Source organism: Escherichia sp. 10290 (assembly GCF_030295155.1).
In the GTDB taxonomy this organism is placed as follows: domain Bacteria; phylum Pseudomonadota; class Gammaproteobacteria; order Enterobacterales; family Enterobacteriaceae; genus Escherichia; species Escherichia coli_F.
Genome location: NZ_AP025741.1, coordinates 1458394 through 1479202, shown reverse-complemented (window position 1 = coordinate 1479202; position 20809 = coordinate 1458394). Strand labels below are relative to the sequence as shown.

Annotated in this window: 22 protein-coding genes; 3 read left to right on the top strand and 19 right to left on the bottom strand. The window is 50.8% G+C overall.

Going from position 1 to position 20809, the window contains the following annotated elements:
• The first annotated feature begins 126 nt into the window (after nucleotides 1-126).
• Complete coding sequence (gene ldtC, locus QUE74_RS07330) at nucleotides 127-1089, top strand: L,D-transpeptidase LdtC (protein ID WP_010360119.1); 963 nt, start codon at nucleotides 127-129, stop codon at nucleotides 1087-1089.
• An 82-nt stretch (nucleotides 1090-1171) separates the two neighbouring features.
• Here the strand turns inward: ldtC and bhsA are convergent, their stop codons facing one another.
• Nucleotides 1172-1429, bottom strand: coding sequence for a multiple stress resistance protein BhsA (gene bhsA / locus QUE74_RS07325; protein ID WP_000800153.1), 258 nt, complete (start codon nucleotides 1427-1429; stop codon nucleotides 1172-1174).
• A gap of 240 nt (nucleotides 1430-1669) precedes the next feature.
• Between bhsA and comR the strand changes: the two genes are divergently transcribed.
• Nucleotides 1670-2302 (top strand): TetR family copper-responsive transcriptional repressor ComR, encoded by a 633-nt coding sequence (gene comR, locus QUE74_RS07320; protein ID WP_001356845.1) that lies wholly within the window; start codon nucleotides 1670-1672, stop codon nucleotides 2300-2302.
• Nucleotides 2303-2364: 62 nt separating this feature from the next.
• Here comR and QUE74_RS07315 read toward each other — a convergent pair whose 3' ends face one another.
• The 8 genes from QUE74_RS07315 to hinT form a co-directional block, all read right to left on the bottom strand.
• Nucleotides 2365-2904, bottom strand: a complete 540-nt coding sequence (locus QUE74_RS07315) for a glycine zipper 2TM domain-containing protein (protein WP_001043462.1) — start codon at nucleotides 2902-2904, stop codon at nucleotides 2365-2367.
• Nucleotides 2905-3130: 226 nt separating this feature from the next.
• Complete coding sequence (ndh, locus tag QUE74_RS07310) at nucleotides 3131-4435, bottom strand: NADH-quinone dehydrogenase (protein WP_000211045.1); 1305 nt, start codon at nucleotides 4433-4435, stop codon at nucleotides 3131-3133.
• Between the two features lie 405 nt (nucleotides 4436-4840).
• Entirely contained in the window at nucleotides 4841-5383 is a 543-nt protein-coding gene (gene ycfP, locus QUE74_RS07305) for an alpha/beta hydrolase YcfP (RefSeq protein WP_000587933.1), read from the bottom strand.
• Between the two features lie 22 nt (nucleotides 5384-5405).
• Nucleotides 5406-6431, bottom strand: a complete 1026-nt coding sequence (gene nagZ / locus QUE74_RS07300; RefSeq protein WP_000529281.1) for a beta-N-acetylhexosaminidase — start codon at nucleotides 6429-6431, stop codon at nucleotides 5406-5408.
• A 10-nt stretch (nucleotides 6432-6441) separates the two neighbouring features.
• The gene (thiK, locus tag QUE74_RS07295) at nucleotides 6442-7266 is read right to left on the bottom strand and encodes a thiamine kinase (protein ID WP_001116585.1); all 825 of its coding nucleotides are present in this window, start codon (nucleotides 7264-7266) and stop codon (nucleotides 6442-6444) included.
• Complete coding sequence (gene lpoB / locus QUE74_RS07290) at nucleotides 7247-7888, bottom strand: penicillin-binding protein activator LpoB (RefSeq protein WP_000164439.1); 642 nt, start codon at nucleotides 7886-7888, stop codon at nucleotides 7247-7249. Before lpoB ends, thiK begins: the two co-directional genes overlap by 20 nt.
• A 13-nt stretch (nucleotides 7889-7901) precedes the next feature.
• Nucleotides 7902-8279 carry a YcfL family putative periplasmic lipoprotein gene (locus tag QUE74_RS07285; protein ID WP_001225291.1) on the bottom strand — a complete coding sequence of 126 codons (378 nt, stop codon included), beginning with the start codon at nucleotides 8277-8279 and terminating at the stop codon, nucleotides 7902-7904.
• A 2-nt stretch (nucleotides 8280-8281) separates the two neighbouring features.
• Nucleotides 8282-8641 (bottom strand): purine nucleoside phosphoramidase, encoded by a 360-nt coding sequence (hinT, locus tag QUE74_RS07280; protein ID WP_000807125.1) that lies wholly within the window; start codon nucleotides 8639-8641, stop codon nucleotides 8282-8284.
• 333 nt (nucleotides 8642-8974) lie between these two features.
• On the opposite strand from hinT, the gene fhuE reads away from it, so the two are divergent.
• A complete protein-coding gene (gene fhuE / locus QUE74_RS07275; protein ID WP_000953425.1) occupies nucleotides 8975-11164 on the top strand; it encodes a ferric-rhodotorulic acid/ferric-coprogen receptor FhuE in 2190 nt (729 codons plus the stop codon).
• A gap of 59 nt (nucleotides 11165-11223) precedes the next feature.
• Here the strand turns inward: fhuE and ptsG are convergent, their stop codons facing one another.
• From ptsG to fabD, 10 genes are all read right to left on the bottom strand, one after another.
• Complete coding sequence (gene ptsG / locus QUE74_RS07270; RefSeq protein WP_000475719.1) at nucleotides 11224-12657, bottom strand: PTS glucose transporter subunit IIBC; 1434 nt, start codon at nucleotides 12655-12657, stop codon at nucleotides 11224-11226.
• 293 nt (nucleotides 12658-12950) lie between these two features.
• Nucleotides 12951-13748 carry a metal-dependent hydrolase gene (locus QUE74_RS07265; protein ID WP_000480245.1) on the bottom strand — a complete coding sequence of 266 codons (798 nt, stop codon included), beginning with the start codon at nucleotides 13746-13748 and terminating at the stop codon, nucleotides 12951-12953.
• Nucleotides 13749-13758: 10 nt separating this feature from the next.
• Entirely contained in the window at nucleotides 13759-14763 is a 1005-nt protein-coding gene (holB, locus tag QUE74_RS07260) for a DNA polymerase III subunit delta' (protein ID WP_001267966.1), read from the bottom strand.
• Nucleotides 14760-15401 carry a dTMP kinase gene (gene tmk, locus QUE74_RS07255; protein WP_001257011.1) on the bottom strand — a complete coding sequence of 214 codons (642 nt, stop codon included), beginning with the start codon at nucleotides 15399-15401 and terminating at the stop codon, nucleotides 14760-14762. The genes holB and tmk overlap by 4 nt, the downstream gene beginning before the upstream one ends.
• Entirely contained in the window at nucleotides 15391-16413 is a 1023-nt protein-coding gene (gene yceG, locus QUE74_RS07250; RefSeq protein ID WP_000756841.1) for a cell division protein YceG, read from the bottom strand. The genes tmk and yceG overlap by 11 nt, the downstream gene beginning before the upstream one ends.
• A 2-nt stretch (nucleotides 16414-16415) precedes the next feature.
• Nucleotides 16416-17225 carry an aminodeoxychorismate lyase gene (gene pabC, locus QUE74_RS07245; RefSeq protein WP_000478667.1) on the bottom strand — a complete coding sequence of 270 codons (810 nt, stop codon included), beginning with the start codon at nucleotides 17223-17225 and terminating at the stop codon, nucleotides 16416-16418.
• Nucleotides 17226-17344: 119 nt separating this feature from the next.
• Nucleotides 17345-18586 carry a beta-ketoacyl-ACP synthase II gene (gene fabF / locus QUE74_RS07240; RefSeq protein ID WP_000044678.1) on the bottom strand — a complete coding sequence of 414 codons (1242 nt, stop codon included), beginning with the start codon at nucleotides 18584-18586 and terminating at the stop codon, nucleotides 17345-17347.
• 87 nt (nucleotides 18587-18673) lie between these two features.
• Nucleotides 18674-18910: an acyl carrier protein gene (gene acpP, locus QUE74_RS07235; protein WP_000103754.1), complete on the bottom strand. Its 237-nt coding sequence runs from the start codon at nucleotides 18908-18910 to the stop codon at nucleotides 18674-18676.
• 210 nt (nucleotides 18911-19120) lie between these two features.
• Nucleotides 19121-19855: a 3-oxoacyl-ACP reductase FabG gene (fabG, locus tag QUE74_RS07230; protein WP_001008530.1), complete on the bottom strand. Its 735-nt coding sequence runs from the start codon at nucleotides 19853-19855 to the stop codon at nucleotides 19121-19123.
• Between the two features lie 12 nt (nucleotides 19856-19867).
• Entirely contained in the window at nucleotides 19868-20797 is a 930-nt protein-coding gene (gene fabD, locus QUE74_RS07225; RefSeq protein WP_000191372.1) for an ACP S-malonyltransferase, read from the bottom strand.
• Between the last annotated feature and the right edge of the window lie 12 nt (nucleotides 20798-20809).

The window sequence follows — 20809 nt, the reverse complement described above, 5'->3', positions numbered from 1 at the left end:
TTCTGCGCCCCCATATCCAACATTTACAAATTATTTGCACTTCCCTGCACTATCCGACACTGTCACCATCCATAATTCATACTTATCTTTTTATTATAATAACCTTATATTTATTATGGATTTTTGGTGATGATCAAAACGCGTTTTTCTCGCTGGCTAACGTTTTTTACGTTCGCCGCTGCCGTGGCGCTGGCGCTACCGGTAAAAGCCAACACCTGGCCGCTGCCGCCAGCGGGCAGTCGTCTGGTTGGCGAAAACAAATTTCATGTGGTGGAAAATGACGGTGGTTCTCTGGAAGCCATCGCCAAAAAATATAATGTCGGCTTTCTCGCTCTGTTACAGGCTAACCCCGGCGTTGATCCTTACGTGCCGCGCGCGGGTAGCGTGTTAACGATCCCGTTGCAAACCCTACTTCCAGATGCGCCGCGCGAAGGCATTGTGATCAATATTGCGGAACTGCGTCTCTATTACTACCCGCCGGGTAAAAATTCGGTAACCGTGTATCCCATCGGCATTGGTCAGTTGGGTGGTGACACGCTGACACCGACAATGGTGACCACCGTTTCTGACAAGCGTGCAAACCCAACCTGGACGCCAACGGCAAACATTCGCGCGCGGTATAAGGCACAGGGAATTGAGTTGCCTGCGGTAGTTCCGGCTGGACCGGATAACCCAATGGGCCATCATGCGATTCGTCTGGCGGCCTATGGCGGTGTTTATTTGCTTCACGGTACGAACGCCGATTTCGGCATTGGCATGCGGGTAAGTTCTGGCTGTATTCGTCTGCGGGATGACGATATCAAAACACTCTTTAGCCAGGTCACCCCAGGTACCAAAGTGAATATCATCAACACCCCGATTAAAGTCTCTGCCGAACCAAACGGTGCGCGTCTGGTTGAAGTACATCAGCCACTGTCAGAGAAGATTGATGACGATCCGCAACTGTTGCCAATTACACTGAATAGCGCAATGCAATCATTTAAAGATGCAGCGCAAACTGACGCTGAAGTGATGCAGCATGTGATGGATGTCCGTTCCGGGATGCCGGTGGATGTCCGCCGTCATCAAGTGAGCCCACAAACTTTGTAAATCCTGGATAAAAAAATCCCCGCGACACGGCATGTCGCGGGGAAAAAAATCAGCAGTAGCAGGCATTAATGAGGGTTAATGCTTATTTATAAATTACTGCTGTTCCATGGAGGGTATTCGGACCGGTTACAGAAGTAATACGGAAAGATTTTGCGCCCATCTCATCCGCTTTTTGCGCCAGCTGCTCTTCCAGCGATCCCAGATTTGTCCCCGCGTTAGCACTGATAGTACCGACTTTTTGTTGGCCTTCTGGCGTTGACTGAACTTCGACAGCCGCAAAGCTGGCAAATGACATTGAGCTTAAAATCGCCGCAGCGATGAGGGTTTTTACGTTTTTCATAATAGTGGCCTTATGCAGATGAATGACGTCGCAAGCAATTACTTAACGATCGATAACTAAATGATAGATGTGATCTGGATCACATACAAGATATTTTTTATAACAATCATTAATTAATTTAAAAATCTTTAAATTTCAGTTAAATAGAAAGCAATTATTTTTATGGTTTGTGGACTGGTGAACGGAGGTGATTATTTTTATAATAACCTTTCATTCACAGTCACCAGGTACAACGGCATCATGGCAACTGACTCAACACAATGTGTAAAAAAAAGCCGTGGCCGCCCAAAAGTGTTCGACAGGGATGCCGCGCTTGATAAGGCCATGAAATTGTTCTGGCAGCACGGTTATGAAGCGACTTCTCTTGCGGACCTCGTCGAAGCGACCGGAGCCAAAGCGCCCACGCTATACGCGGAATTTACCAACAAAGAGGGGTTATTCCGCGCCGTACTCGACCGCTATATCGATCGTTTTGCCGCTAAGCATGAAGCACAGCTGTTTTGTGAAGAGAAAAGCGTGGAGTCTGCGCTGGCTGACTATTTTGCTGCCATCGCCAACTGCTTTACCAGCAAAGACACCCCGGCTGGCTGCTTTATGATCAACAACTGCACCACCCTCTCCCCGGATTCCGGAGATATCGCCAATACGCTGAAATCACGCCATGCGATGCAAGAGCGCACTTTGCAGCAGTTTTTATGTCAACGACAAGCGCGCGGGGAAATCCCGACCCACTGTGATGTGACGCATCTGGCTGAATTCCTCAATTGTATTATTCAGGGGATGTCGATCAGCGCACGCGAAGGTGCATCGCTGGAAAAACTGATGCAGATTGCCCGAACGACTTTGCGTTTATGGCCCGAACTGGTGAAATAAGGCGCAAAAAAAAGCCCCTCAGCCTGAGCGAATGGGGGGCTAAATTGCAGAATACAGCCTTGTTATACTTTGTTATTCAAAATCAGTTGCCCGTTGCCATCTAACGGGATCTGCGTACCCGGATCGCGGTCCATGCGGATTTTGCCCTGCTGATCGCCAATCTTATAGGTCACATCATAACCGAGCATTTTTTCTGACTTGTCATACACCGTTTTACAACGCTGTTGCGTAGTCGTGTAAGTATCGCTTTCCTGGAGAGAGCCCTGGATCTGGTTACCGGCATAGCCACCTCCCAGCGCCCCCACAACAGTGGCGACATCTTTACCGCGACCACCGCCAAACTGATGCCCTATCACGCCGCCAGCAACAGCGCCGAGCACCGACCCGGTAATGCGATTTTCATCCTGCACCGGTCGACGATGGGTCACTGTGACGTTGCGACACTCCTGACGCGGTGTTTTAACCGTTTCCTTGATTGGGGTTGCAGAAACAACCTGAGCGTATTGCGGGCCACGTTCAAACACGTTCAGACTGGCCACTGCCGCTACGCCCAACGCAGCTGCGACACCAATCCCCATACCCGCCAACATTGATTTATTCACGGGAACACCTCCTTCTTTGCTGTTATGCCAATCATGCAAGTGAAGGAGAAAAGCAGCTATCAGACAGAAGATGAAAAGCGCGGGAATGGCTGGAAATACTTAGGGATTCGGAGGAGTCTGAAGGAATGCCTGATGCGACGCTTAACGCGTCTTATCAGGCCTACCGCTCGTACCATTTGTCCAGGGCGGATAAGGCGTTTACGCCGCATCCGCCAGTACAAGCCGATTAATGCAACTTCAAACGTGGACGGATAACGCGGTTAATACTCCCCACCAGCATCATTAATCCGGTTTTAAAGTAACCATGCAGCGCAATCTGATGCATTCTGTATAGCGAGATGTATACAAAGCGCGCAATTCGTCCTTCAATCATCATTGAGCCGCGCGTCAGGTTACCCATCAGGCTACCAACGGTGGAGAAATTCGACAACGATACCAGCGAACCGTGATCTTTATACTGATAATTTTTCAGCGGCTTACCGTTCATCTGCGCCAGAATGTTGTTCATTGCGCAGGTTGCCATCTGGTGTGCGGCCTGCGCACGCGGCGGAACAAAGCCCCCTTCCGGACGCGGGCATGACGCGCAGTCGCCAATAGCGTATATGTCTGGATCGCGAGTGGTTTGCAGCGTCGGTTCCACCACCAGCTGGTTGATACGGTTGGTTTCAAGACCACCGATATCTTTCAGGAAGTCTGGCGCTTTGATCCCGGCTGCCCACACCATCAGATCAGCCTCAATATATTCACCATCTTTAGTGTGCAGGCCGCCTTCATCAGCACTGGTGACCATGGTTTGCGTCAGCACGCGAACGCCAAGTTTCGTTAACTCATTATGGGCCGCAGCAGAAATACGTGGCGGCAACGCAGGCAAAATACGTTCGCCCGCTTCTACCAGCGTTACGTTCAGGGCTTCGTTGGTCAGACCTTTATAACCGTAGCTGTGCAGTTGCTTGACCGCGTTGTGCAATTCTGCGGAGAGTTCTACACCCGTCGCGCCGCCGCCGACAATCGCAATGTTCACTTTACCATTCGCGCCCAGGTTGGCGGAGTATTTCAGGAACAGATTCAGCATCTCCTGGTGGAAACGACGCGCCTGATGCGGGTTATCGAGGAAAATGCAGTTCTCTTTGACTCCTGGCGTATTGAAATCGTTAGAGGTGCTGCCCAACGCCATTACCAGGGTGTCATAGGCGATTTTACGTTCCGGAACCAGCAGTTCACCTTTCTCGTCGCGCAGTTCTGCAATAGTGATTGTTTTCGCTTCACGATCAATATCAATGACGGAACCCAGCTGGAACTGGAAACCATGATTGCGCGCATGGGCCAGATAGCTCAACGCATCGACGCCTTCATCAAGCGAGCCAGTCGCCACTTCGTGCAGCAGCGGTTTCCACAAGTGGCTGTGGTTACGATCGACCAGCGTAATTTTGGCTTTTTTCTTGCGTCCCAGCTTATGTCCCAGCTGTGTCGCCATTTCCAGCCCACCAGCACCGCCGCCGACAATCACAATTTTTTTCAATGGCGTAGTCAACGTGACCCCCTTAAATTTATTAACCAATTGTTAACTAATGGTTATTAGCATAGCTCTTAATTAACAACAGGTTACAGCAATGAAAATGTTCTTCGTTATTGAGAATAACATGAATGGTGCATTGGTCATACCAAAATTGATGTTAATCAAGTTTTGTTGCTGAAAAGATAGGCTGATTTACCGGATGAGATCAAAAAATACAGCTTATTGTTTATTATTTAAACGAATTCAGGAGGGTGAGACGTATATGGAGGGCGTTTGGTAGGCCTGATAAGACGCGAGCGGCGTCGCATCAGGCACATTGCCAGTGTCGGATGCGGCGTGAACGCCTTATCCGACCTACAGAATTTACAGAATCTGGAACGCATCAGGTATCAGCAAGGTTACCTGATGCGACGAGGGCATTTAACCGAGGGTTTTGAACGCTTTAATGCGCTGCAAATGCGGGGAGATATTCTTGAATTTGTGCGTCTGCTCTTCGTCCCAGACAATCTCGTAATAATGATGCAACTCTTCAGATGTCCGCTGGCTGTTAAGCGCTTCATCGTTACGCGACAAAATCACCAGACAACGATCGCGATTCTTCTCGCGGAAGTTGGTCACACACTTAGTGGCAATATCGGCATACTCTTCCGGGCGATCAATCTTGCCTTCCATGTTCTCATAAGGGAACAAATTAGGATTGAAGATCACCTGGCGGATATCGCAAAGAAAACCAATTCGCTCCGCCCAGTATCCGCCCAGACCAACGCCGCATATCAGCGGACGCTCATCGACGTTTAGTTGCAGCATTTTGTCCACTTCTTTGAGCAGATGCTGCATATCATGTTTCGGATGCCGCGTACTGTAGCTTATCAAGCGTACATCCGGGTCAATAAACTGCAATTGTAAGACTTTCTCGTGGTTACCCGGACTGTTAGAGTCAAAACCGTGTAAATAGATAATCATCGCTTCCTCACATAAGCCAGGGTTAGTAACCTGCTTTCTCTTCCTGCCAGCGTTCATGTAACTGATTCAGACGGGCGCTGATCTCTTTCCAGCGAGCCGAGTCCATCAGTTCCTGTCGCGAAAATGAACCTTTATGATACAAACGTGTAACACGTTCTGCCTTGATCGGTGACAGATTATCTAACACGCTGACGGCCCCTTTACGATTATTGCAGACCAGGATCATATCGCAACCCGCATCCAGTGATGCCTGACCGCGTTCGGCATAACTGCCCATAATCGCGGCACCTTCCATCGATAAATCGTCGGAGAAAATCACGCCGTCAAAACCCAGTTCCTGGCGTAAAACGGTTTTCAGCCAGTGGGGAGAACCACTCGCCGGACGCGGATCGACATCACTGTAGATCACATGCGCAGGCATAATGGCGTCGAGTTTATTTTCACGGATTAATGCGCTGAATACCGACATATCCTTGGCACGAATTTCCGCTTGTGGACGAGGGTCACACGGTGTTTCTTTGTGTGAGTCTGCCGTTACTGCACCGTGTCCTGGGAAGTGTTTCCCGGTAGTTTTCATTCCGGCTTCATGCATACCATCAATAAACCGGCTGGCAATTGCCAGGGCTTTTTCGGGATCGGCATGATAAGAACGCTCACCAATCGCTGCGCTGATATGCCCGACGTCCAGCACTGGCGCAAAGCTGATATCAATATCCATAGCAATCATTTCGCTGGCCATCAACCAACCTGCCTCTTGCGCCAGTTTTCCGCCTTCTTCCATTCCCAACAGCGCAGCAAATGATTGTGCCGCTGGCAAGCGGGTAAAACCTTCACGAAAACGCTGCACGCGTCCACCTTCCTGATCAACCGCCACCACCAGATGATTGCGCGAAGCTGCGCGGATCTGGCGCACCAGTTCACGTAACTGGGCAGGATCATGATAGTTACGCGTAAAGAGAATCAGCCCTCCCACCAGCGGATGCGCCAGTATTTCACGCTCTTCCGCGTCCAGCTCGTAACCTTCGACATCCAACATTACTGGACCCACACTGCTCTCCTTATTGTTTTATTAATAGCTGCCGCCAGGTGTCATCGGCCAGCCTGATAAATTGTTGATCGCCGGTTTGTCGCCAGCGGTACTCAAACCACCCTGCTTTGAGCATCAGCAACCAGGGAAACCATCGTCTGACCTGACGCCATAATTGCACCGGATAAATCTTCGCGCGAGTGGCATAGTCATTGACCAATTGCCGGTGCTGGTCAGTATTTTCCACCCACACCGCCGCCAGTTCCAGCGCGATATCACCATCTCCGGCATACTCCCAGTCGATGAGTTTTAACCCTGACGCGCTATGCACTAAATTTCCGGCGTGGACATCCATATGCAATGGACTTAAGCGTAAAGGCCGTGGTTCCCGCGCTTTGCGCAGACGTTTTAACCTTCGCAGCCAACCCACTGTCCGCCGCGCCGGATCGCTTTGCTGCCAGTACAGTTCCAGTAACGGCAACAGCGTTATTCGCCAGCCAAAACGCGGTTGTTGATGTAGATAATACAGCAAGCCTGCCAGTTCGTTGGTATCCGGCAAATACGTTTTTACCTCGCCGGGCAGATAGTCGACCACCATCCAGTCACGGAGATATAAATGCAGCTTCGGTGCAATGCATGCGGGTAGTTGTGATAAAGCCCGATACTGGCGCAAGAACGCGAACCGCGGCGCATCAGGATCGTGCGGCTGACGCACAACAAAACGCTGGCCCTGATGTTCAATGAGAAAACTCCCGCCACTAAGCCCACTATTAAACGTCGTGACGGGATGAAATTGCGGGAAAAAGCGCGACAGCAATTCGTCGCGCGTGATGGGATTATTGCTGCGAAACGGCACCTTTACCTGACCAGATAATTTCACCCGTCTGCACCAGCATCAGCTGCATTTGTAGGGTCGGAGCGTTAACGTTGCCAGAGGCGCTGGAGTACAGCACGTAATGAGCGCCGACATTGCGGGCAATGCCTATGGCTTTACTACGGGTACCTAAACTGTCCTGCGGCGACAAACCTAACTGTTGCTTCGCCATCGACAGCTGCTGGGCGGAAACCAGGGTAAATTTACCGTTATTAGCCAGTGCATTGCGCAGCGTTTCGGTCGCTTCTGCGGCATTCAGCGAACCGTTAGTACGGTTGTTAACACTATCAACCAGCAGGACGCTACCCGCAGTCACACCGTCAGCCCCAAGCATTTTACTGACCATCGGCTGCATTGCGCCATTCCAGTCATAATGGCGAATATGCGGTGCAGGCGGTGCGGTTTGATCTTCATGCTCAATTGGCCCTGGCTGCTGCGGGATCGTCGGCACCGAGGGCACTGTGGGGACAGGCTGTTGTGGCTCGGCTGGTTGTTCCGGCGCTGGTTTCACTTCTTCTACCGGTGCAGGTTCACGTTGCCCCACACACCCGGCGAGAAACATCGCCAGCGCGGTAATCAAGGCGTAGCGACTCATTTTTGTCATCAAGATTCACCCCTTACAAATATAGATAAAGTCTGACTTTGTGCGCCCCCAGAAAATTGGCGCTGCCGTACAGCGTTACCGCCGAATGTGCGGGAATGGTAACGCTGCGTGGCCTTTCCAGAGGATGCATCTCCAGCCCTCTGGCGTCATACCAGTAAAAACGATAATGAACGGTAACGGGTTCTTGCCTTTCGTTATAAAGCGTTGAGGATGCTGAAGGTTGAATATCAGACGTCGAAAGGACGGGCTTTTCTGCACTGATGCCCGCAGCCAATAAAGATGACTCCATCACCAGCGATTGCTCATCATTCACCGGAATTTCCGGATGTGAACGACAGCCCACCAGCACTAACAACGCCAGAGACACCAGCCCAAAGCATCCTTTTCTCATCGTTACAGACCTTTATGCGCCAGCATTGGTCCCAGCGGACGGCCACCCAACAAGTGCATATGGATGTGATACACCTCTTGTCCGCCATGGCGATTGGTGTTCATGATCAGACGATAGCCATCTTCGGCAATACCTTCTTGCTCAGCAATTTTTGCCGCTACGGTGATCATGCGTCCCAGCGCCTGCTCGTGCTCAGCAGACACGTCGTTCACAGTTGGAATAAGGATATTTGGAATGATCAGAATATGCGTTGGCGCTTGCGGCGAAATATCGCGAAACGCCGTTACCAGATCATCCTGGTAGACGATATCGGAGGGGATCTCACGACGAATAATTTTGCTGAATATAGTTTCTTCTGCCACGACATTTTCCTTTTTCAAATAGCCATGCGTTGCGCCATGCTACGCCGCGCCACACTGCGAGTATAGAGTATGGTCGAGTTAAACCTGCTCTTTCAACCTTAACTCACGATTTCTTAAGCAAAAAATCGTTTTGCTGCCGTATATATCGTCATTATTCCCATTTCTGCCTGCGAATTCGCTGAAAAGACATTCTCTGTTTGGTTTACACGCCAAATATGAATGCGTATATTTCTCATTTGCATTTACATGCAAAATTATTCGCACACTATATATAACCGCTCATCATCCTCCTCCTGCATGAGCCTGACGACAACATAAACCAAGAGATTTCAAATGCTTTCAACACAATTTAACAGGGATAATCAACATCAAACCACCTCCAAACCGTCACTACTTGCCGCCTGCATAGCACTGGCACTCTTACCTTCCGCCGCTTTTGCTGCACCAGCCACTGAAGAAACGGTGATTGTTGAGGGTTCCGCCACTACTCCAGTTGATGACGAAAATGATTACAGCGTAACGTCTACCTCTGCGGGTACCAAAATGCAGATGACTCAACGTGATATTCCTCAGTCGGTCACTATTGTTAGTCAGCAGCGGATGGAAGATCAGCAGTTACAAACGCTGGGCGAAGTGATGGAAAACACGCTGGGGATCAGCAAAAGTCAGGCGGATTCCGATCGTGCTCTTTATTATTCCCGCGGATTCCAGATCGATAACTATATGGTTGATGGTATCCCCACCTATTTTGAATCGCGCTGGAATCTGGGCGACGCACTTTCTGATATGGCACTGTTTGAACGCGTAGAAGTAGTGCGTGGCGCGACAGGACTCATGACCGGTACGGGTAATCCATCTGCGGCAATTAATATGGTTCGAAAACACGCGACCAGTCGTGAATTTAAAGGCGATGTCTCGGCAGAATACGGTAGCTGGAACAAAGAACGGTATGTGGCGGATTTACAAAGTCCACTCACCGAAGATGGTAAAATCCGCGCGCGAATTGTCGGCGGCTACCAGAATAACGACTCATGGCTGGACCGCTACAACAGTGAAAAGACCTTCTTCTCCGGCATTGTTGATGCTGATTTAGGCGATCTTACGACGCTTTCAGCCGGTTACGAATATCAGCGCATTGATGTTAATAGCCCAACGTGGGGCGGTTTACCGCGCTGGAATACTGATGGCAGCAGCAACAGTTACGATCGCGCACGCAGTACCGCACCTGACTGGGCGTACAACGATAAAGAGATCAACAAGGTCTTTATGACCCTGAAGCAGCGGTTTGCTGATACCTGGCAAGCGACACTGAATGCCACCCACTCCGAAGTCGAATTTGACAGCAAAATGATGTATGTCGATGCCTATGTAAACAAAGCGGATGGTATGCTGGTTGGGCCATACAATAATTATGGACCTGGCTTTGATTATGTCGGCGGCACCGGTTGGAACAGCGGCAAACGTAAAGTTGATGCGCTGGATTTGTTCGCTGACGGTAGTTATGAATTGTTTGGTCGTCAGCACAATCTCATGTTTGGTGGCAGTTACAGCAAACAAAACAATCGTTACTTCAGTTCATGGGCCAACATCTTCCCGGATGAAATTGGCAGTTTCTACAACTTTAATGGCAATTTCCCACAAACCGACTGGTCACCACAGAATCTGGCGCAGGACGATACCACACATATGAAATCGTTATATGCTGCCACTCGTGTCACCCTTGCCGATCCGCTGCATCTGATCCTCGGCGCACGTTATACCAACTGGCGGGTTGATACGCTGACTTATAGCATGGAGAAAAACCACACCACGCCTTATGCTGGACTGGTGTTTGACATCAATGATAACTGGTCGACCTACGCCAGCTATACCTCTATTTTCCAGCCGCAAAATGACCGTGACAGTTCAGGCAAATATCTGGCTCCAATCACCGGTAACAACTACGAGCTGGGTCTGAAATCGGACTGGATGAATAGCCGTCTGACCACCACGTTAGCCATCTTCCGTATTGAGCAGGATAATGTCGCTCAGTCCACCGGTACACCTATCCCCGGCAGCAACGGCGAAACCGCCTATAAAGCGGTGGATGGGACAGTCAGTAAAGGTGTGGAATTTGAACTCAACGGCGCAATTACCGACAACTGGCAGCTGACGTTTGGCGCAACGCGCTATATTGCAGAAGATAACGAAGGAAACGCCGTTAATCCTAATCTGCCACGCACCACGGTTAAAATGTTCACCAGCTATCGGTTGCCTGTCATGCCAGAGTTGACGGTCGGCGGTGGTGTTAACTGGCAAAATCGCGTGTATACCGACACCGTGACACCGTATGGCACCTTCCGCGCCGAGCAAGGTAGCTACGCGCTGGTGGATCTCTTCACCCGCTACCAGGTGACGAAAAACTTCTCGTTACAGGGGAACGTCAATAACCTGTTCGACAAAACCTACGATACCAACGTGGAAGGTTCTATCGTCTACGGCGCACCGCGTAATTTCAGCATTACCGGCACGTATCAATTCTGAATAACACCTGTAAAAAAGGCAGCCATCTGGCTGCCTTAGTCTCCCCAACGTCTTACGGATTAGTGGTTACGGATGTACTCATCCATCTCGGTTTTCAGGTTATCGGATTTAGTACCGAAAATCGCCTGAACACCAGAACCAGCTACCACTACGCCCGCTGCGCCCAGTTTCTTCAGGCCAGCCTGATCCACTTTAGACACATCAGCAACGCTGACGCGCAGACGGGTAATACATGCGTCGAGGTTAGTGATGTTTTCTTTACCACCAAACGCAGCAACCAGAGCCGGTGCCATTTCGCTGGTACCTGTCGCTTTTGCATCTTCAGTCGCATCTTCACGACCCGGCGTTTTCAGATCCAGTGCTTTAATCAGCACGCGGAAGATGGTGTAGTAAACAATTGCATAACCGATACCGACGATCGGGAACAGCCACAGTTTGCTGCTGTTACCAGACAGAACGATGAAGTCGATCAGACCGTGCGAGAACGACGTACCGTCACGCATCCCCAGAAGAATACAGATTGGGAATGCCAGGCCTGCCAGAATCGCGTGGATAATGTACAGGATCGGCGCAACGAACATGAAGGAGAACTCGATCGGCTCGGTGATACCGGTCAGGAACGAGGTCAGCGCCGCGGAGATCATGATACCGCCCACTTTCGCGCGGTTTTCCGGTTTAGCAGAGTGCCAGATAGCAATTGCGGCAGCTGGCAGACCGTACATTTTGAACAGGAAGCCGCCAGACAGTTTACCCGCAGTCGGGTCACCCGCCATATAACGCGGAATGTCGCCGTGGAAAACCTGACCTGCAGCGTTGGTGTATTCACCAATCTGCATCTGGAAAGGTACGTTCCAGATGTGGTGCAGACCAAACGGTACCAGGCAACGTTCGATGAAACCGTAAATGCCAAACGCAACTACCGGGTTCTGGTAAGCAGCCCACTGAGAGAAGGTCTGGATTGCAGAACCAATAGGCGGCCAAATGAAGGACAGCACAACGCCAGTAAAGATGGCAGCCAGGCCTGAAATGATCGGCACAAAGCGTTTACCGGCAAAGAAGCCAAGATACTCAGGCAGCTTAATACGGTAGAAACGGTTAAACATGTACGCTGCGATCGCACCGGAGATGATCCCCCCGAGTACGCCAGTATCCGCCAGGTGTTTAGAGGCGATTTCTTCAGCAGGTAAATGCAGTACCAGTGGCGCAACCACGGCCATGGTTTTAACCATGATGCCATAGGCAACAACTGCGGCCAGCGCGGATACGCCATCGTTATTGGTAAAGCCGAGGGCGACACCGATCGCAAAAATCAGTGGCATGTTTGCAAAGACGGAACCGCCTGCTTCTGCCATAACATGCGATACAACGGCGGGCAGCCAGCTGAAATTCGCGGAACCGACGCCCAGCAGAATACCTGCGATAGGCAGTACGGATACCGGCAGCATCAGCGATTTACCGACCTTTTGCAGGTTAGCAAATGCATTCTTAAACATAATTGAGAGTGCTCCTGAGTATGGGTGCTTTTTTACGTTCTCACGCGTGGCAAGGGGGGAGAGCCTCGCCGTGTACAGGGCATCTAAGCGCCCTTTATTTATTACACAGAGTAAAATAATTCAGTGCCGATTTGTTTGACGGCTATCACGTTTCAACTTCAGATCATTGGAGAAGTTGCACATTTTGACAAAACATATGTCACAATATTTCAAACGTGGTTATTCACCGCCCAATTTTCGGCGGTGAACTTTACTCGTTTTAGCCATTAATTACGAGCTTTAAAAAAACTCATTCAACGGATGGATTGAAGGCGGGAAGCGTCGATGTGAAACAGACGGGCGAAGTTATCGGTGGTTACCTGCGCCAGTTCTTCAACGGCAACACCTTTCAACACAGCCATGTATTCTGCAACGTCACGAACCATCGCAGGTTGATTCTCTTTTCCTCGATGCGGAACCGGTGCAAGGTAAGGTGAGTCAGTTTCTACCAGTAACCGATCAAGGGGGACATAACGCGCGGCATCGCGCAGTTGCTCCGCATTACGGAAGGTCACAATGCCGGAAAAGGAGATGTAAAATCCGAGATCCAGTAATTTACCCGCCGTTTCTCTGTCCTCTGTAAAACAGTGTAGTACGCCACCGCAATCCGTCACTTTTTCTTCGCGCAGAATTGCCAGCGTATCGGCGCGGGCGTCACGGGTGTGGACGATAACCGGCTTGTTCAGTTCACGACCAATCTGGATATGATGGATGAAGGACTCTTGCTGCCGTACTTTAGTTTCCGGCGTGTAATAATAATCCAACCCGGTTTCACCCAGCGCAACAACGCCCTCTTCTGCCGCCAGACGGCGTAAATCTTCTACATCGTAGGGATCATTCTGGTTGAGTGGATGCACGCCACAAGAAAATACGACGTTGTCACGTTCGCCTACCAGATCCCGCATGTGTAAATAACCCGGTAATGTTGTGGCGACTGCCAGACAAAATTTCACATCGCGTGCGGCGGCTTTCGCCAGAACGTCATCCACGTCCTTATGCAAAGATTCATAATCCAGACCATCGAGATGGCAGTGTGAGTCGACTAAAAACATGATGTCTCTCTTAAAGATGAGGAACCGGTAGCACAACGCCCGGTTGCAGGTAATGCTCAATACGCAGTAAAAGATCGGTGATGAGAAGCTCGCGGTTAATACCTGTGACAGACATTAACTGTTCACGAATGTGGCAAACATCCCCCAGTATAGCCTGCAGACGCGAGGGAGAAAGATGGTTTGCCAGTTCGACGACCAGGCCCGGCACATCAACATTGGTAACCTGCGCAGCGCCATGATGGCGTTTTAGCGCATCCATCAGCAACGTTGCCAACCAGTGTAAACGCGCCGGAGCTTGTTCATGATTAAGGGCCGCTAGCAGCGAATACCAGTCGCCCGATTGCACGCTATATGCCAGCGCCTGACACAATGTTTCACGAGCCTGCCAGATATCTCCCTGAAACAACGCCAGTGCCGCACCAGGCGAACCAGCGCTTAAGCGCAATGCGGCAAGTAATGCATCCTGTGACATTGTCACTTCGCGTGAAAGCCAGGTCACGGCGTACTGTTCCGGCGGCGGCGCAAGGTAATGTAACCGACAACGACTACGTAATGTTGCCAGTAAACGTTCAGGCTCGCGGGTAGCAAGGAAAAACCAGGTTTCTGCTGGCGGCTCTTCAAGCGTTTTCAGCAATGCGTTAGCCGCGGCGTCAGTCAGTAAGGCAGCATCGGTTACCCAGACAACTTTCGCACCACCTAAGCGTGCGTGCTCATTTAACTTTTCGGTGACTTCACGTACCGCATCAATGCCCAGCGCATTTTTCCCTTTTTCGGGAGCCAGGGTGTAATAATCGGGATGCGTGCCAGCCTGCATCAACTGACATCCACGACAGTGACCGCAACTTTTGTGGCCCTGCGGTTGTTGGCAGAGTAAATAACGGCTCAGGGCGTAGATTAAAGCATCCTCGCCCATACCCGGTAACGCCTGAATGAGTAGTGCATGGTGACCTCTTCCGGCCTGATAGCTGGCTACCAGTTTTTCGAAATCAGGTCGTAACCATGGATACCATCTCATGCGTCCAACTCCTTCACCCAATTGGTCACGGTAGTGCGGATTGCATCCATCACGGACTCCAGCGGCTGGGTGGCATCAATGGTATGAATGCTTTTATCTTGTGCTGCCAGTTCCTGATAGCGGGCGCGGGTGCGATTAAAGAAATCGAAAGACTCTTGCTCAATACGATCCAGCTCGCCGCGCGCACGCGCGCGTTTTAAGCCAACTTCCGGAGTAACATCGAGATAGAGCGTTAAGTCGGGGCGAAAATCCCCGAGAACAGCATCACGCAGTGTTGCCAGCATATGTTGGTCAATACCACGTCCGCCGCCCTGATACGCCTGAGTGGAGAGATCGTGGCGGTCGCCAATCACCCAGGTGCCGTTAGCCAGCGCAGGTTTGATGACCGTTTCTACCAGTTGAACACGCGCGGCATAAAACATCAGAACTTCGGCTTTATCGGTAATGACTTCATCGCCTACCGATTTGATATCCAGCACCAGGCTTCTTAACTTTTCGGCAAGTTGCGTACCGCCAGGTTCCCGAGTGAAAACCATGTCGCGGATACCCAGTTGCTCGAGCGTCTCAACCACCACGTTACGCGCGGTAGTTTTGCCTGCGCCTTCCAGCCCCTCAATGACGATATACTTACTGCGCATTTTTTTCCTTAAGCACTTTCAGATAATCCTGCACAGACTTGTTATGACTGGCAAGATTGGTATTAAACGTGTGACCACCTTTACCATCGGCCACAAAATAGAGATACGGCGTTTTTGCCGGATGCGCAGCAGCCTTCAGCGAATCCGCCCCCGGCGTCGCTATCGCACCTGGCGGCAAACCGGTAATGGTATAGGTGTTATACGCTGTTGGCGTTTCCAGGTCTGCACGAGAAAGTTTGCCATTATAACGCTCTCCCATCCCGTAAATCACGGTCGGGTCGGTCTGCAGGCGCATACCAATGCGTAAACGGTTGATAAATACCGAGGCAACCTGATCGCGTTCGCTGGAAACGGCGGTTTCTTTTTCGATAATTGATGCCATCGTCACCAACTGGTTTTTATCTTTATAAGGCAGACCGTCCGCACGCCCTTCCCAGGCGCTATCGACCGCTTTCACCATTTTCTTGTGCGCTCGCTTGAGTAACGCGACATCGGTGGTATTGGCGGTATACATCCAGGTGTCTGGCCAGAACCAACCTTCAATCCACTCCGGGTTTTCCAGTTCAAGTGCCTGCGCTACGGTGGCGTACTTATCGTCGCTCAGCGTGTGTTTGATATACGGGGCCTCACGCAATTGCTTGAGGTAATCGCTCAAACGCATCCCTTCTACCAGTCGCAGAGGGAACTGTGCTTCTTTACCGCTTTCCAGCAATTTCAGCATCTCACGTACGGTCATCTGCGGTGTAAAGCGGTAAGTCCCGGCTTTAAAGTGAGAAAGATCCGGTTCGATACGCAGCAGCCATTGAAAAACCCGTGGGCGATTGATGATCTTATCGGCGTAAAGCTGTTCACCGAGCGCCAGACGTCCGGTCCCTGGCTTCAGGGTAAATATCGTCTCTTCTTTGATAAGCAATTTGCTGTCGGCAAGATGGCGAACCTTCCAGACGCCCACACCAGCGGCGATACCCAGTACCACCAGCAATAACAAGATAATCAATAACACTTTTTTCATGACTAATTCGGGCGCTCACAAAGTGGGGCTAAATATTCATATAACGTTGCTGACGAAAAGGAGACATCGCCACAGGCACGTACGGGCATCACTGGCATTAACGCATTACAAATAACCATCTCATCTGCCTGCAACGCCTCTTCCAGAGTGGCTTGCACTTCGACAAGCTGATAAGAGGATTGTGCCAGTAAACGGATACAGAATTGTCGCATAATGCCGTTAACACCTGCCTGCTCCAGTCGCGGCGTATAAACTACATTGCCCTTCCGCCAGAACAAATTAGCCGCACAGCATTCCGTAACCCACCCTTCGCTGTCAAGGACCAACGCCTCATCGGCATTTGTCTGCTCAAGATGAGAGCGAATCAATACTTGTTCAAGCCGATTAAGATGTTTAATACCTGCAAGATGAGGATTGCGCCCCAGCCGCACCGGGCTTAGCGCCAACATCATCCCCTCGTTACGCAAACGATCGTAATGTGCAGGATAAGCCGTAACGGAGAGAATCCGCGTTGCCGGTCCGCTGTTCAATGTGCTGTACCCTCGCCCGCCACTACCGCGACTGATCACGACCTTCAGCACACCATTCTGCTGTTCTGCTGCCAGCGTTTTCATCTCTTGTTCAAGCTGAGGCCAGAAGTCACAGGAAATCATCAACCGCTGGCAAGCATCCTGTAGTCGCTGGATATGTGCCGATAACAAACTGACTTTACCGTCGATAACTCTGGCGGTGGTGAAACAACCATCGCCAAACTGCGTAGCCCGATCGCTTGCTGCCAGCGATTCCTGTTTATGACCGTTAATTAAGAACATACCAACTCCTTACCAGAGAATTGTTAGTGTGGCAGCATGTTCACTACGGTACAAGTCGGAATAAAAGCTAAGAAAAAAGGCCCGCAAGCGGACCTTTTATAAGGGTGGGAAATGACAACTTAGATCTTTTTAAAGATCAAAGAACCATTAGTACCACCGAAGCCGAAGGAGTTACACAGCGTGTATTCCATTCCGCTAACCTGACGCGCTTCGTGCGGTACGAAATCCAGATCGCAACCTTCATCCGGGTTATCCAGGTTGATGGTTGGCGGAACAGCCTGATCGCGCAGTGCCAGGATGGAGTAGATAGACTCTACTGCACCCGCCGCACCTAACAGGTGACCGGTCATAGATTTCGTGGAGCTCACCAACACACGGCTGGCAGCTTCACCGAAGATGCTTTTAACAGCCTGCGCTTCAGCTTTATCGCCAGCCGGTGTAGAAGTACCGTGCGCGTTAACGTAGCCAATCTGACTCGCTTCAATGCCTGCATCACGCAGAGCATTTGCCATTGCCAGAGCTGCGCCTGCGCCGTTTTCTGGCGGTGACGTCATATGGTAAGCATCGCTGCTCATACCAAAGCCAACGAGTTCAGCGTAAATTTTCGCCCCGCGTTTTTTCGCGTGTTCGTACTCTTCCAGTACCAGCATACCGGCACCATCGCCCAGTACGAAACCATCGCGCTCTTTATCCCACGGGCGGCTCGCCGCTTGCGGGTTATCATTGCGGGTAGATAATGCACGTGCCGCGCCAAAACCACCAACGCCCAGCGGCGTACTGGCTTTCTCTGCGCCACCTGCAACCATCACGTCAGCATCGCCATACGCGATAATACGCGCAGCATGACCGATGTTGTGCACGCCAGAAGTACAGGCGGTCGCGATAGAGATGCTTGGGCCACGCAGGCCATACATGATAGTCAGATGACCTGCCACCATGTTCACAATCGTTGACGGAACGAAGAATGGGCTGATCTTACGTGGGCCACCATTCATCAGAGATGTGTGGTTTTCTTCAATCAGTCCGAGGCCGCCAATCCCGGAGCCAATTGCGGCACCAATACGGGTTGCGTTCTCTTCCGTTATTTCAAGGCCAGAATCCTGCATGGCCTGAACGCCAGCGACAATTCCATATTGAATGAAGGCATCCATCTTGCGCTGTTCTTTGCGCGAGATAATGTCCTCACAGTTAAAATCCTTTACTAAGCCAGCAAATTTCGTTGCATAGGCGCTAGTATCGAAATGGTCGATTAGGCTGATGCCACTCTGACCGGCAAGCAGAGCTTTCCAGGTAGACTCTACGGTATTGCCGACAGGAGACAACATGCCCAGTCCGGTCACAACTACACGACGCTTAGACACGTTTGTCCTCCAGGGAGGGAAAAAATGATTCTAGTGGGACAAAAAGATAAAACTCAGGCGGTCGAACGACCGCCTGGAGATGTTCACTTACGCCTGGTGGCCGTTGATGTAATCAATGGCAGCCTGAACGGTGGTGATTTTCTCAGCTTCTTCGTCCGGAATCTCAGTATCAAACTCTTCTTCCAGAGCCATTACCAGCTCAACGGTGTCAAGAGAATCCGCGCCCAGGTCTTCAACGAAAGAAGCATTGTTGGTAACTTCTTCCTGCTTAACGCCCAGCTGTTCGCCGATAATTTTCTTAACGCGTTCTTCGATAGTGCTCATACTCTTAAATTTCCTATCAAAACTCGCTTTCGCGATGGTTTTCGTAGTGTATAAAATGTTGAAAAATTTGCAACTAAATCCCGGCAGGTCTTACCACGATTTTACGTTATTTTGAGGCCTTACCCCCCAATAACGCAAATCATTTTGCACTAATTATTACTCATAACCACGCAGACTGCGCGCAACATGAGCATTTTGTGCAAATCGCGGTCAGACCATGTACATCCCGCCGTTCACATGCAAAGTTTCACCCGTGATGTAAGCTGCTTCGTCGGATGCCAGGAATGCAACCGCGTTGGCGATTTCCTGTGCACCGCCGAGGCGACCCGCAGGAACCTGCGCCAGGATACCCGCACGCTGGTCATCGCTCAGCGCACGTGTCATGTCCGTTTCAATAAAGCCCGGAGCAACAACGTTTACAGTAATACCGCGTGACGCAACTTCGCGCGCCAGTGATTTACTGAAGCCGATCAAGCCCGCTTTCGCCGCAGCGTAGTTGGCCTGACCGCCATTTCCCATGGTACCAACCACAGAACCGATAGTGATAATACGACCATGACGCTTTTTCATCATAGCGCGCATTACCGCTTTTGACAGACGGAAAACAGATGAAAGGTTGGTTTCGATAATATCGTTCCACTCTTCATCTTTCATTCGCATTAACAGGTTATCACGAGTGATACCGGCATTATTGACCAGGATATCCACTTCACCAAATTCTGCGCGAATTTTTTCCAGAACAGATTCGATAGATGCTAGATCGGTCACATTCAACATCAGACCTTTACCATTAGCACCTAAATAATCGCTGATCGCCTGAGCGCCGTTTTCACTGGTCGCAGTGCCAATAACTTTCGCGCCACGGGCAGCGAGCGTTTCAGCAATTGCGCGGCCAATTCCGCGGCTTGCACCGGTTACCAGTGCGATTTTTCCTTCAAAATTCATGATTTTCCTCTTTTATAGCTCGAGCGCCGCTGCCATCGCTGAAGGTTCGTTCAGCGCCGAGGCGGTCAGGGTGTCGACAATGCGTTTCGTCAGGCCAGTAAGCACTTTGCCCGGGCCGACTTCATAAAGATGTTCTACGCCTTGCGCTGCCATGTATTCAACAGACTTCGTCCACTGAACCGGGTTGTACAACTGACGTACCAGTGCGTCGCGGATGGCATCACCATTGGTTTCGCATTTCACATCAACGTTATTCACAACAGGTACTGTTGGTGCGTTAAAGGTGATTTTTGCTAATTCTACTGCCAGTTTGTCGGCTGCCGGTTTCATCAGCGCACAGTGAGACGGTACGCTCACTGGCAACGGCAGCGCGCGTTTTGCGCCTGCAGCTTTACAGGCAGCGCCAGCACGCTCAACGGCTTCTTTATGTCCCGCAATTACCACCTGGCCTGGAGAGTTGAAGTTTACCGGAGAAACCACCTGACCTTCTGCAGCTTCTTCACACGCTTTCGCAATAGAGGCATCATCCAGACCGATGATTGCCGCCATAGCGCCCGTTCCTTCCGGTACGGCTTCTTGCATGAACTTGCCGCGCATCTCAACCAGACGCACCGCATCAGCGAAATCAATCACACCAGCGCAAACCAGCGCAGAGTATTCCCCGAGGCTGTGACCGGCCATCATCGCTGGTGCTTTACCGCCCTGCTGCTGCCATACGCGGTACAGCGCAACTGATGCAGTCAACAGCGCTGGCTGAGTTTGCCAGGTTTTATTAAGTTCTTCGGCTGGCCCCTGCTGAGTCAGCGCCCACAGGTCATAACCCAGTGCCGCAGAAGCTTCAGCAAACGTTTCTTCGACAATGGGATAGCTCGCCGCCATATCAGCCAGCATTCCAACGGTTTGAGAACCCTGTCCAGGGAACACAAATGCAAATTGCGTCATCTTTTAATCCTT